Origin of the sequence: Microbacterium sp. 4NA327F11 (assembly GCF_005503465.1) — a bacterium.
Lineage (GTDB): Bacteria > Actinomycetota > Actinomycetes > Actinomycetales > Microbacteriaceae > Microbacterium > Microbacterium ginsengisoli.
Genome location: NZ_SCOB01000018.1, coordinates 38,425 through 50,403, shown reverse-complemented (window position 1 = coordinate 50,403; position 11,979 = coordinate 38,425). Strand labels below are relative to the sequence as shown.

General features: G+C 69.8%; 12 protein-coding genes. 4 read left to right on the top strand and 8 right to left on the bottom strand.

Going from position 1 to position 11,979, the window contains the following annotated elements; all coding sequences use genetic code 11:
* Positions 1 to 82: 82 nt before the first annotated feature.
* The 3 genes from FFS51_RS11640 to FFS51_RS11630 all read right to left on the bottom strand — a co-directional run bounded on the left by FFS51_RS11640 (position 83) and on the right by FFS51_RS11630 (position 2,139).
* Entirely contained in the window at positions 83 to 463 is a 381-nt protein-coding gene (locus FFS51_RS11640; protein ID WP_137878430.1) for a hypothetical protein, read from the bottom strand.
* Between the two features lie 112 nt (positions 464 to 575).
* A complete protein-coding gene (locus FFS51_RS11635) occupies positions 576 to 1,040 on the bottom strand; it encodes a helix-turn-helix domain-containing protein (RefSeq protein ID WP_137878429.1) in 465 nt (154 codons plus the stop codon).
* Between the two features lie 46 nt (positions 1,041 to 1,086).
* Entirely contained in the window at positions 1,087 to 2,139 is a 1,053-nt protein-coding gene (locus FFS51_RS11630) for an SDR family NAD(P)-dependent oxidoreductase (RefSeq protein WP_137878428.1), read from the bottom strand.
* 48 nt (positions 2,140 to 2,187) lie between these two features.
* Between FFS51_RS11630 and FFS51_RS11625 the strand changes: the two genes are divergently transcribed.
* Entirely contained in the window at positions 2,188 to 2,775 is a 588-nt protein-coding gene (locus FFS51_RS11625; RefSeq protein WP_137878427.1) for a TetR family transcriptional regulator, read from the top strand.
* On the opposite strand, the gene FFS51_RS11620 is transcribed toward FFS51_RS11625, so the two are convergent.
* The gene (locus tag FFS51_RS11620; RefSeq protein WP_137878426.1) at positions 2,744 to 3,712 is read right to left on the bottom strand and encodes a nucleoside hydrolase; all 969 of its coding nucleotides are present in this window, start codon (positions 3,710 to 3,712) and stop codon (positions 2,744 to 2,746) included. The two genes, FFS51_RS11625 and FFS51_RS11620, sit on opposite strands and share 32 nt — an antisense overlap.
* Positions 3,713 to 3,752: 40 nt before the next feature.
* On the opposite strand from FFS51_RS11620, the gene FFS51_RS11615 reads away from it, so the two are divergent.
* Complete coding sequence (locus FFS51_RS11615; RefSeq protein WP_137878425.1) at positions 3,753 to 4,634, top strand: ribokinase; 882 nt, start codon at positions 3,753 to 3,755, stop codon at positions 4,632 to 4,634.
* Here FFS51_RS11615 and FFS51_RS11610 read toward each other — a convergent pair.
* The 4 genes from FFS51_RS11610 to FFS51_RS11595 are packed head-to-tail and all read right to left on the bottom strand — an operon-like array spanning position 4,604 to position 7,974.
* Positions 4,604 to 5,491 (bottom strand): 3-methyladenine DNA glycosylase, encoded by an 888-nt coding sequence (locus tag FFS51_RS11610; RefSeq protein WP_249352716.1) that lies wholly within the window; start codon positions 5,489 to 5,491, stop codon positions 4,604 to 4,606. The genes FFS51_RS11615 and FFS51_RS11610 overlap by 31 nt on opposite strands.
* Before the next feature lie 14 nt (positions 5,492 to 5,505).
* Entirely contained in the window at positions 5,506 to 6,219 is a 714-nt protein-coding gene (locus FFS51_RS11605) for an SOS response-associated peptidase (protein ID WP_137878424.1), read from the bottom strand.
* Between the two features lie 29 nt (positions 6,220 to 6,248).
* Positions 6,249 to 7,292: an App1 family protein phosphatidate phosphatase gene (locus tag FFS51_RS11600; RefSeq protein ID WP_045246842.1), complete on the bottom strand. Its 1,044-nt coding sequence runs from the start codon at positions 7,290 to 7,292 to the stop codon at positions 6,249 to 6,251.
* Between the two features lie 4 nt (positions 7,293 to 7,296).
* A complete protein-coding gene (locus FFS51_RS11595; protein WP_137878423.1) occupies positions 7,297 to 7,974 on the bottom strand; it encodes a DedA family protein in 678 nt (225 codons plus the stop codon).
* Positions 7,975 to 8,015: 41 nt separating this feature from the next.
* On the opposite strand from FFS51_RS11595, the gene FFS51_RS11590 reads away from it, so the two are divergent.
* Both FFS51_RS11590 and leuS read left to right on the top strand, forming a co-directional pair.
* Entirely contained in the window at positions 8,016 to 9,284 is a 1,269-nt protein-coding gene (locus FFS51_RS11590; RefSeq protein WP_137878422.1) for an anthranilate synthase component I family protein, read from the top strand.
* A 42-nt stretch (positions 9,285 to 9,326) separates the two neighbouring features.
* Positions 9,327 to 11,921 carry a leucine--tRNA ligase gene (leuS, locus tag FFS51_RS11585; RefSeq protein WP_431463231.1) on the top strand — a complete coding sequence of 865 codons (2,595 nt, stop codon included), beginning with the start codon at positions 9,327 to 9,329 and terminating at the stop codon, positions 11,919 to 11,921.
* The last annotated feature ends 58 nt before the right edge of the window (positions 11,922 to 11,979 follow it).

Sequence of the window (11,979 nt, the reverse complement as noted above, 5' to 3'; positions counted from 1 at the left end):
GCGTTAGCGTGAGACACGAAGACCTCCGTGGTCAGGATGCGAGTGTGGTAACCCACATCCTGCCCGGAGGTCTTCGCCTACCTCACCCGTTCACAACCTCCCGGGGAAGTACAGCTAGCTCGCGCGGTACGGGAACAGCGCGCGCTTCGCCCGTGACATCAAAGGTGAATACGTCTGCCATGGAGGCGAGCTCGCGGATAAGTGTCGACGTCGACGGCTCCACCTGCTTTCCGAGCGACAAACCCCTCGCCTCGCCGATGCCGTTGACGATCTCCCGCATGTTGTGCGAGATGTGCATGACCAGCAACCGGGACTCACCGCCCAGCTCTAGGCTCTGCAAGTCGCGAAGTACGTCGTCATACATCACAGAGAGAAACGGGTGCCACCGCTTGAGTTGATCGCGAACAATCCGACGGCGATCGTCGTTGGGGTCGGTTGCGTTCTGTTCGGCTGAGTCAGACATGGCACCCCTAGTTATGAAGCAGGCCCGACCATTTTGCAAGTGTTGAGCACCGCGCCGGGTGACGCCCCACGCCAAAGCGCACACAATAGAAGGACGAGCGCGCGACGAGCGGTCACTGCAGACCCACTGGGCCCTGCTTCGGCTGAAATCCTTTCGGCCGCATGTGCACGTCCTCAACTTTTAGCGCTCGCCAGATGGCAGTAGGGGTGAACTCGAGTGCGCGTGCGACCTCTGAAATCGACTTGCCTGCCTCGTACTGCACCACGGCCTTCGCGATCTGCTCGCGGGTCAGCTTCTTGCCACGCACTGTGACGTTGCGGGTGCGGAGCAGCGTCAGAACGGCTGGCTTCGAGACTCCGTTCGCCGCGGCGAGCGCTTGGGCAGTCTCACCAGCTTCGTAGCGGCGGCAGAGTTCGTCGCACTTCGCTTCACCCAGCCGAGCCGAGAGCTTGTGAACGCGCACGAACTGCTGTTCGCGGGCGTCACCCGAGGTGGCGCGGGCCAGCAGACTCGCGAGATGATCGGGGGACAGCGGGTCTTCCGAATTAGTTAAGTAAGCACTCAGCGGGTCCACCACACGCGAAGGGCTCCCGACCATCGGGAGCCCTTCGTCGTTCCGTGGATCAGGCGGCCGACCAGCCGCCGTCGCTCGCGAGAACGACGCCGTTGACGTTCACGCCGTCGTCGCTCAGCAGGAAGGTGATGGATGCCGCGAGCGCCTCGGCCTCCACGGCGCCCGGGATGAGCACCATCGCGGACTGCACACGTTCGGCGCCCAGAGGCGAGGCGAACGAGGCCTCGATGTTCGTGATCGTGGCGCCCGGTGCGACGGCGTTGACACGCAGGCCGCTCGGCCCGTACATGAACGCGCTCGACTTCGTGAGCCCCACCACCGCATGCTTCGAGGCGGTGTAGGCGGCGCCTGCGGCCGAGCCGCGGAGCGCGGCCTCGGAGGCGGTGTTCACGATCGCTCCGGATCCGCGCGCCACCATGCCGGGGATCACGGCACGCATCAGCTTCATCGTGCCCGTGACGTTGATCGCCATGACACGGTTCCACACCGCGTCGGTGAGCTCGCCCACGGGCGTCATGTCGTCCATGATGCCGGCGATGTTGGCGAGGCCGTCGACCGTGTCGCCCGCGGCGGCGATGATCGCGTCGACGCCCGCATCGTCGGTGATGTCGGCGACGATGGTCGTGACTGCGGCATCCGCATGTTCTCCGGCGAACTCCTCGAGACGCGGGGCGCTCACGTCGACGGCGATCACGTGGCCGCCCTCGCGCGCGATCCGCGAGGCGGTGGCACGTCCGATGCCCGAGCCTGCACCGGTGACGATCACCGTCTTGCCGGCGAAGCGGCCTGCGTCGATCCGTTCGGTCCATGGTTCGACAGCGGGGACGGATGCCGCAGGCGGCGCGTCGGTGTCGATCGACGCGAGTGCGCCCGCGGGCACTTCTCCCGATGCTGCGCGCCGCACGAGGTCATCCAGCATCTCCTGCGTGAACATTCCGCGGCTGAGCGGCACCAGGCGCTTGATGGCGAGCCGACGGACGGGCTTGAACACGTCGGGAGTCTGCCCGTTCTGAGCGAGCATCTCGGTGAGGATCGCGTTGCCCGCCGGGTCGGCGAGCCAGTCGGCGATGGAGGAGTTTGCGGTGAGCATCGAGCCGGACATGGGGTCCCCTTTCTACCGGACAACTGTGTCCGGTATTAGGTTATGCCCATGTCGTCCTCCGCGAAAGATGCTGCTCGTCCCAATCGGGGACGCGCGGCCGGCCCGGCGAATCGCGCGGCACTTCTGGCTGCCGCGCGCGAGGTCTTCGGGGAGCAGGGACTCTCCGCGCCGCTGTCGGCCGTGGCCCGCCGGGCAGGGGTCGGCCAAGGCAGCCTCTATCGGCACTTCCCGACCCGCACGGCGCTCGCGGCTGCCGTGTTCGACGAGAACCTCGATGAGGTGGAGCAGTTCGTCGCGGCATCCGGCACCGGACTCACCGCCCTGTTCGACGTGGTCTGCGCTCAGGCCGTCGTCTCGACCGCGATGATCGACCTCGTCGAGGCGGACCGGCACGATCCCGACGTCGAGCGCCTCGGCGCGCGGTTCGCCGCGATCGTCGGACGCCTGGTGCGCACGGAGCGCGAGACGGGCGCACTCGCATCGCATGTCGACGTCGACGACGTGCTGCTGGCCGTCGGGATGATCGCGACGGTGCTGGCCCGCTCCGACGAGGACGAACGCGCGGCACTCGCGACCCGCGGTCGGGCCATCTTCGCGCGGGCGTTCAGGCCCGCGGCGTCGTCAGACGCTCGATGAGCACCGGCGCCAGCGCACGGTCGGTGTCGAGCACGATGCGCGTCGTCACACCCGGGTGGTCGATGTAGCCCGTACGCGGCGCCCGCAGGTCGGCGATCGTCTGACCGCGCCCGGGACCATCGCCGGCATCGACCACCAGAGGAACGGCGGGTGCCACGGTGGGCGTCACGAGGCCGATGGCGATCGCCGCCGCGAGGGGGTCGTGCAGCGCGCAGCTGCGCGTGCCGTAGAGGCCGACGTAGAAGTCGAAGTACAGGTCGAGAATGTCGCCGATCGCCCGCGCGAGAGGCAGCCCCGAGGCCAACAGCGCCGCCCGATCGTCCTCATCGAGGCGGTGCTCGAGAGTCACGTCGAGCGGAACCAGGGTGAGCGGCCAGGATGCCTCGGCCACCTCGGCCGCGGCCTCGGCATCGTTGTAGATGTTCGCCTCCGCGACGGCGGTGATGTTTCCCGGAACGAGCGCCGCGCCCCCCATCGTGACGACGGAGGCGATGCGTTCGGGCAACGTCGGATCCGCACGCAGCGCCAGCGCGAGATTGGTGAGGGGACCCACCGTGACGACGACGAGCTCACCGGCGTGCGCGTGAGACAGGTCGAGGAGGAGCTGCACGGCCGTGCGCGGGTCGGGCTCGATCGGGGACGTCGGCAGCACGACGTCTCCGACACCGTTGTGCCCGTGGATGTGAGGGACGCCGCCATCGTGCGCGTGGGAGAGATGGTCGTGGGCGCCCACGGCGACCGGCACGTCGTCGCGCGCCGCCAGAGCGAGCAGGTCGAGCGTGTTACGGGCCGCCTGCGTCGAATCGACGTTGCCGCTGACCGTGCCGATGCCGACCAGCGCGATCTCCGGCGATGCCAGCAGCAACGCGAGCGCCACGCTGTCGTCGACGCCCGTATCGCAGTCGAAGTAGACCGGGCGGGGACGTGCAGACGACATGGTTCTCCGTTCGGACCACGCGCACGCGTAGCCTGGAGCGATGCTAGACGCCGCAGATGTCGCCCGGATCACACACCAGACGCGGTTGCTGGTGATCGGCAGCATCAACATCGACATCGTCGCCGATGTGGAACGTCTGCCTGCGGCGGGGGAGACGGTCGGAGGCGGGCGCCTGCGTCGATCGCCGGGCGGAAAGGGAGCCAATCAGGCCGCGGCGGCCGCGCGCCTCGGAGCCGCCACCGTGATGATCGGTGCGGTGGGCGACGACGCCGACGGGCGCGAGATGCGCGAGGCGCTGCGACAGGCCGGGGTGGATGTGTCCGCCGTCGGCACGAGTGTCGAGCCGACCGGCACGGCGCTGATCGCCGTCGACGCTGCGGGTGAGAACCAGATCGTCGTGTGCGCCGGGGCGAACGAGACGCTGACCGTGACGGACGAGGCAGTGGTGGCGGCATCCGTGATTCTCACGCAGCTGGAAATCCCTCTCGCCGTGATCGACCGGCTCGCATCCCAAGCAACCGGCTACCTCGCGATCAACGCTGCTCCCGCCCGCGCACTGAGCGGAGCCGCGATCGCGCGTGCGGACCTGGTGATCGTCAACGACAGCGAGTACGCGGCACTGCCCGCTCTGGCCACCGCGCAGCGCGTCGTCGTGACGCACGGCGCCGGCGGTGCGTCATTGCTGGAGCGCGGAACCGAGATCGCGCGGGTGCCCGCCGAGCGCGTCACACCCGTCGACACCGTCGGCGCGGGAGACGCCTTCTGCGCCGCGGTGACGATCGCACTCGCGGGCGGACTCGACGCGCACGTGGCGCTGACGCTCGCGTGCGCCGTCGGCGCGGACGCCGTGCGCGTGCGCGGAGCTCGCCCCGAGTTCGCACGCCTGGAGTCCTACGCCGAGCGGGTGAGCGCCGCGGTGTAGTCCGCGTGCACCGCCAGGAGCGCGCCGCGAATCTCGTCCGCCCGTGCGGTGAAGGCGCGCTGGGCGCTCACATACGCCGCCTTGCCGTCGGGCGTCTCGATGCGCACGGGCTCGTACCCCCAGTCGCCGAGGTCGTACGGCGAGGCGCGCATGTCGAGTTCGCGGATGTCGCGGGCGAGCTCGAACGCATCGAGCAGCACCTCACCCGGCACGAGCGGACCGAGCTTGATCGCCCACTTGTAGAGATCCATGTTGACGTGCAGGCACCCCGGCTGGTCGAAATCGCGCTGCATCTCCCGCGTCGGCCGGTGTGCGTTACGGGGCAGTGCCGCGGGTGTGAAGAAGCGCACCGCGTCGACGTGCGAGCACTGCAGAACGGATGCCTCCACCACGGCGTCGGTGCCGGCGGACCCCAGCCGCAGCGGTACCTCATGACGCGTCTCGGGCGCTCGGTAGACCATCGCCCACTCGTGGAGGCCGAAGCAACCGTACATGCCGCGACGGGAGTGCACGGCCGTGAGCAGATCACCGACTCGTGCGATCAGGTCACCGTGGGACTTGGCGAGAGCAGCGGCGTGCACAGCGCTGACCCCGTCGTCCGTGCGGTAATGACGCCACTGCGCGCGAACGCCGTCGGGATCCGCGAGTGCGACGCCGATGCCGGGGTGCCAGCGGCGCAGCACCGCAGGCTTGTAGCCGTAGTAGGTGAAGAGGAAGTCCTCGACGGGATGCTTCTCGCCGCGCGCCTTGCGCGCGCGATGCGCGGACGTCAGAGCGTCGGCACGGGTGGCATGAGTCGACTCGAGCGCATGCCAGACGGGCGGGGCCAGTGGTGCGGCATCCGTCTGAAGGGTCACCGCACGAGGATACGTCAGGGACCGACCGGCAGGATGTTCGCGGGCGAGTCGTTGCGCACGTTGCCGACCTGCGACGCAACCGGCCAGTCGGCAAGCGACTCGGCCACGTCGGGCGCCGCATCGATGGCGGCGTCGAGCACGTCTCCGATGTTGTCGAGGTCGGTGTCGAGCCAGGCGTCGGCGAAGTCCGCATCGACGAACAGGGGCATCCGCTCGTGGATGGAGCCGAGCCGGCCGACCGCCGACCGGGTGAGGATCGTGAAGCTCAGCAGCCACAGCGAGGGATCGTCGTCGGCCTTCGACGGGTCCTTCCACCACTCGTAGAGTCCAGCGAAGAACAGAGGGGCGTCATCGGCGGGATGGATGTAGTGGGGCACCTTGCCATCGGGCGTCTGCTGCCACTCGAAGTACCCCGTCGCCGGCACGATGGCCCGACGCTTCACCAGCGCCGCTCGGAACATCGGCTTGTCCTCGACCTCTTCGCTGCGGGCGTTGAAGGCGCGCGTGCCGATGGACGGGTCCTTGGCCCACGCGGGAACGAGACCCCACCGCGCAGCTTCGACGCGGCGGGTCGGGGGATCGGTCTTCGCCGAGTCGAGCACGATCGCCGCCCTCATCGTCGGTGCGACGTTGTACGAGGTCTGGGGCAGATCGTCCGCGATCGTGTCGGCCCGCAGCACGCCGACGAGCTCGGATCCGACGTTCGCGACCACGAATCTTCCGCACATGGCCCTGAGCCTAGGCCCGGGGTACGACGTCAGCGTCCCGACACGAGTCCGACGCCGGCGAGCTTCTTCATGAGCGCTGCGCCGTCGTCTCCGGTGACCCACGGCACGGATGCCGCGGAGTGGTCGTCGACCGCCGTCCGACCGCCCGCGAGCACGGCTTCCGCCGGTGTGAGGCGTCGGATGGCGACACCGGCGACGTTGTCGGGATGTGCGATCGTGAACGCCGTGTAGAGCGCGTCATCGTGCTGTCCGTCGTCGCCGACGAGCAGCCAGCGCACGTGTGGGAACTCGCGGGCGAGCCGTTCGAGGTTCTCCTGCTTGTGGAGTCGACCGCTGCGGAACAGCCGGTCGTGGGTGGGTCCCCAGTCGGTGAGCAGCATGGCGCCTGCGGGGAACAGATGACGCCGCAGGAACCGGCGAAGAGTGGGGGCGACGTTCCACGCGCCCGTCGAGAGGTAGATGACCGGAGCGCCGGGGTGCTGGGTCGCAAGTCGTTCGAGCAGCACCGCCATGCCCGGCACGGGTTGGCGGGCGTGCTCGTTCACGACGAACGAGTTCCATGCGGCGAGCAGCGGGCGGGGGAGCGCGGTGACCATCACCGTGTCGTCGACGTCCGAGACCACGCCGAAGGTGACCTCCGCCCCGACGATGAAGGTGCGCATCGTGATCGGCTCGCCGCCTTCGACCGAGACGGAGAACTCCTGCCACCCGGGTTCGAGCCGGGCCGGAACCACGACGTCGACCACGCCGCCTGCGTCGGCGGTCACCTCATGCGCCGCCCCGTCGATGAGGACCTCGACCCGGGCATGGGCGATGGGCACCGCAGCGAAGCTGCGCCACCCCCGCACGCCGGTGTACGACGCCCGCGACGCACGAGATGCCGGCGGCACGATCATGACGCGGCCGAGCACACGTACCCAGTCCGCGCCCCCGTAGCCCGGGAACGCGGCGACGACAGGCGTCAGGCCGCGGCGGCGGGCGCGGCGCTCGCGCCAGGCGTGGAATCGACGCTCCAGTCGGGCGAGCCAGAGCACCTTCGCGGGCCGGGGGGAATCGGTCGAGCGGGAGGGCACCCGTTCAGTCTGTCACGTCGGATGCCGCGCCCGTGGGCTCCCCGTCGGTCGCGAGGTGCTTGCGCTCGGCCCGTTCGATGACCTTCTTGACGACATAGACGAGCACGACGAACACGACGATGATGCCGACGAACACGTAGCCCGCGAAATGGATCTCGCCGGAGAGATCGCGGTACGTGCCCGACGCGAGGGCGGAGACTGTCACGTAGAGCGCCGCCCAGATGATGCACGCCGGCGTCGTCCATGCCAGGAAGCGCCGATACGAATACCCCGACATGCCGACGGTGAGCGGCACGAGCGAGTGCAGCACCGGCAAGAACCGCGACAGGAAGATGGCGATGCCGCCGCGGCGCTGCAGATAGTTCTCCGCCCGCAGCCAGTTGTGCTCGCCGATGCGACGGCCGAGGCGCGACATCCGGATCTTCGGCCCCAGGAACTTGCCGAGCGCATACCCGATCGACTCGCCGATGAGCGCCCCCACGACGGCGGCGGTCGCGATCGCGACGCCCTGCAGCGGGGTGGTGACGGCGGTCGCGGCGACGATCACGACGGTGTCGCCGGGAACGATGAGGCCGATGAGGATGCTGGTCTCGCACATCATCGCGAAGCCCACGATGAGCACGCGCACGAGCGGATCCACCGACTGCACGGCGTCGAGCAGCCACGTCAGAACCTGATCCACGATGCGAGCGTAGGGGCGGATGCCGCATCTAACCTGAGTGGATGGGCGTCGTGTCGCAACCGGATGCCGCGGCTCCGACGGCCGCGCGCCTGTTCGCTGCGCTGCGACACGAGCCGCACCTGTTCTGGATCGACGCCGGCACCGGACCGGACGGCGTCGACTGGGTCGGCATCGGGTCGCCGGTCTCGCCGGAGGAACCCCGGTCGGTCGTGGTCGGCGGGCGCTCCGCCGGCGAGGCATCCCCCGACTGGGTCGGCTGGTGGGGGTACGACGACGCTGCACGGCGAGCGGGGGCCGACGTGCCCGCCGGCGGCCTGCCCGACGGGTGGCTGCGCGTCGAGACGGTCGCGCGCATCGACCGCCGCACCGGTTCCGTATCGCTCTCGGGACCGGCCGCCGATCGCCTGCGGGTGCCCCTCGCGAACGCCCACCCTCCCGTCGCCCCGCCGCTCGGGCCGGCACACTCGCGCGACAGCCCCGACCTCTACGCCACGCTCGTCGAACGATGCCGGGAGCACATCCGCCGTGGCGACGCGTATCAGCTCTGCCTGACGACCTCGATGAACGTCGATGCCGCCGTCGACCCGGTCGACGCGTACCTGCGCCTGCGCCGGCTCACGGGCGCGCGACGCGGGCTGTTCGTGCGCGTCGGAGGTGTGGCCCTCGCCGGCGGCAGCCCCGAGACGTTCCTGGAGATCGGGGGAGGAGTCGTGCGCACCAGTCCCATCAAGGGCACGCGGCGCCGCGCCGACGATGACGTGGAGGATGCCGCTCTCGTCGCCGAGCTGCGCGAGAGCCCGAAGGAGCGGGCCGAGAACGTGATGATCGTCGACCTCATGCGCAACGACCTCGCCCGCATCTGCGACCCCGCGACCGTCACCGTCGAGAGCCTGCTGCACCTCGAGTCCACACCCACCGTGCACCAGCTCGTCTCGACCGTCGCGGGGCGACTCCACCCCGGGACCACGCTCGACGAGGTACTGCGGGCCACGCTGCCGGCAGGCTCGATGAGCGGGGCGCCGAAGCTCGCGGCGATCGAGATCCTCGGGCGGCTGGAGGTCGAGCCGCGGGGCGCCTACGCCGGGTGCGCAGGGTGGGTGGCGGCATCCGGCACGGCCACCCTCGGCATGACCATCCGAAGCCTCCTCATCGAGCGCGACCGGGTGACGGTCGGCGCCGGCGGGGGCATCACCTGGGGCTCGACCGCCGCGGACGAGGTCGCCGAGGTCGCGCTCAAGGCGCGCGCGCCGCTCGCCGCGATCGGCGCGACGCTGCCACCGGACTGGGCCGAGCGCGGTCCGGTAGCCTGAAGGTTGCGCTTCGGCGCGCCCCGCAGCATCCATCGGATAGGTATCTCTGTGTCGACGAACGCCCCCACCACCTCAGCCGCACCGTCTCCGTCGGACGACGTGCACGCCATCCAGGCGAAGTGGCAGGAACGGTGGGCGACCGCGGACCCGTTCCGCGCCGGCGACGCCGCCGATACCCGCCCCCGCAAGTACGTGCTCGCGATGTTCCCGTACCCGTCGGGCGATCTGCACATGGGCCACGCCGAAAACTACCTCTACAGCGACATCGTCGCCCGCTACTGGCGGCACCGCGGGTACAACGTGCTGCACCCGATCGGCTGGGACTCCTTCGGACTGCCGGCCGAGAACGCCGCCATCAAGCGCGGCGCGAACCCCGTGACGTGGACGTACGACAACATCGCGCAGCAGCGCACGAGCCTCAAGGCCTATGGCGTCTCGTTCGACTGGTCGCGTGTGCTGCACACGAGCGACCCCGACTACTACCAGTGGAACCAGTGGCTGTTCCAGCGCCTCTACGAGAAGGGCCTCGCCTACCGCAAGGATGCGCTGGTCAACTGGGACCCGGTCGATCAGACGGTGCTCGCCAACGAGCAGGTGCTGGCGGACGGCACGAGCGAGCGCAGCGGCGCGCTGGTCGAGAAGAAGAAGCTCACGCAGTGGTTCTTCCGCATCACCGACTACGCCGACCGCCTGCTCGACGACCTGAACCAGCTCGAGGGCTTCTGGCCGCAGAAGGTCATCCAGATGCAGCGCAACTGGATCGGACGCTCGGTCGGCGCCGACATCGACTTCGAGATCGAGGGCCGCGCCGAGAAGGTGACGGTCTTCTCGACCCGCCCCGACACGCTGCACGGCGCAACCTTCATGGTGATCGCCCCCGATTCCGACCTCGCGGCGGAGCTGGCGGCCGGCTCGTCCGCCGAGGTGCGGCTGCGCTTCCAGGACTACCTGGCGAGCGTCCGAATGACGAGCGAGGTCGACCGTCAGAACACCGATCGGCCGAAGACCGGCGTGTCCCTCGACCGCTTTGCGATCAACCCGATCAACGGCGAGCGTCTGCCGATCTGGGCGGCCGACTACGTGCTGGCCGACTACGGCCACGGCGCGGTCATGGCCGTTCCCGCGCACGACCAGCGCGACCTCGACTTCGCGCGCGCGTTCGACCTCCCCGTGCGGATCGTGGTCGACACGACGGCGCCCGTCACCGGGGCGATCCCGGTGATCGAGACGGATGCCGCGGGCACCCCGCTCGACCTCGGCGCCGACGAGGCATCCCTAGCCGATCTCGACCCCGCCACCACGGGCATCGCGCTCACGGGCGAGGGCCGCATGGTCAACTCGGGACCCCTCGACGGACTCAGCAAGCGCAACGCCATCACGCGCGCGATCGAGCTGCTCGAGGCGGCCGGCACCGGCCGCGCGTCCCGCACGTATCGCCTGCGCGACTGGCTGATCTCCCGTCAGCGCTACTGGGGCACGCCCATCCCGATGCTGCACACCGACGACGGTCGCATCGTGCCGGTGCCCGGCGACCAGCTGCCGGTGACGCTGCCCGCCTCCGAAGGCCTCGACCTGAAGCCGAAGGGCTCGTCGCCCCTCGGCGCCGCAACGTCGTGGGTCGAGAGCGTCGACCCCGAGACGGGGGAGCGGGCGCTGCGCGACCCCGACACGATGGACACGTTCGTCGACAGCTCCTGGTACTTCCTGCGCTTCCTCTCGCCCGGCGACGCCACGCAGGCGTTCGACCCGGCTGCGGCGCGTGCCTGGGCGCCGGTCGACTTCTACATCGGCGGAGTCGAGCACGCCATCCTGCACCTGCTCTACGCGCGCTTCGTCACGAAGGCGCTCTATGACATGGGTCTCGTCGACTTCACCGAGCCGTTCTCGAGCCTGATCAACCAGGGCATGGTCATCCTCGACGGGTCGAAGATGTCCAAGAGCAAGGGCAACCTCGTGCTCTTCCAGGACGAGCTCGACGCGCACGGCGCCGACGCGCTGCGCGTGGCCCTCGCCTTCGCCGGCCCGGTGGAGGACGACAAGGACTGGAAGGACGTCTCGACGGTCGGGGCGGCGAAGTTCCTCGCGCGGGCGCTGCGCATCGCCGGTGAGGTCACGAGCGACCCCGAGGTGGTCTGGGCCGAAGGGGATGCCGCGCTCCGCCGCGTCACCCACAAGCTGTGGTCCGATGTGCCGACCCTCGTCGAGCAGACCAAGTTCAACGTCGTGGTCGCGCGCCTCATGGAGCTCGTCAACGCGATCCGCAAGACGATCGACGGGGGAGCCGGAGCGGGCGACGCCGCGGTTCGCGAGGCGATCGAGGCGGTGGCGCTCGTGCTCGACCTGTTCGCCCCGCACACTGCGGAGGAGATGTGGGAGCAGCTCGGCTACGAGCCCTTCGTGGGGCTCGCGGGATGGCGCCAGGCCGACCCGACGCTGCTCATCGAGGAAGCCGTGACGGCTGTCGTGCAGATCGACGGCAAGGTGCGGGCGACCCTCGAGGTGCCGGCGCGCATCGGTGCGGAGGAGCTCGAGAAGCTCGCCCGTGCCGACGAGCGGGTCGTGCGCGCCCTCGGCGACAGGCAGATCGTGCGCGCGATCGTGCGCGCCCCGAAGGTCGTCAGCCTCAGCACGCGCTGAGCCCTCCACAGCGACGCCGGGGCACCGGTCGTCCACCCGGCACCGCGGTGGCGCCCGG

Coding starts and splice junctions, on each gene's coding strand:
- FFS51_RS11640 (WP_137878430.1), bottom strand. CDS start 463: ATGTCTGACTCAGCCGAACAGAACGCAACCGACCCCAACGACGATCGC.
- FFS51_RS11630 (WP_137878428.1), bottom strand. CDS start 2,139: ATGTCCGGCTCGATGCTCACCGCAAACTCCTCCATCGCCGACTGGCTC.
- FFS51_RS11625 (WP_137878427.1), top strand. CDS start 2,188: ATGTCGTCCTCCGCGAAAGATGCTGCTCGTCCCAATCGGGGACGCGCG.
- FFS51_RS11620 (WP_137878426.1), bottom strand. CDS start 3,712: ATGTCGTCTGCACGTCCCCGCCCGGTCTACTTCGACTGCGATACGGGC.
- FFS51_RS11615 (WP_137878425.1), top strand. CDS start 3,753: ATGCTAGACGCCGCAGATGTCGCCCGGATCACACACCAGACGCGGTTG.
- FFS51_RS11605 (WP_137878424.1), bottom strand. CDS start 6,219: ATGTGCGGAAGATTCGTGGTCGCGAACGTCGGATCCGAGCTCGTCGGC.
- FFS51_RS11590 (WP_137878422.1), top strand. CDS start 8,016: ATGGGCGTCGTGTCGCAACCGGATGCCGCGGCTCCGACGGCCGCGCGC.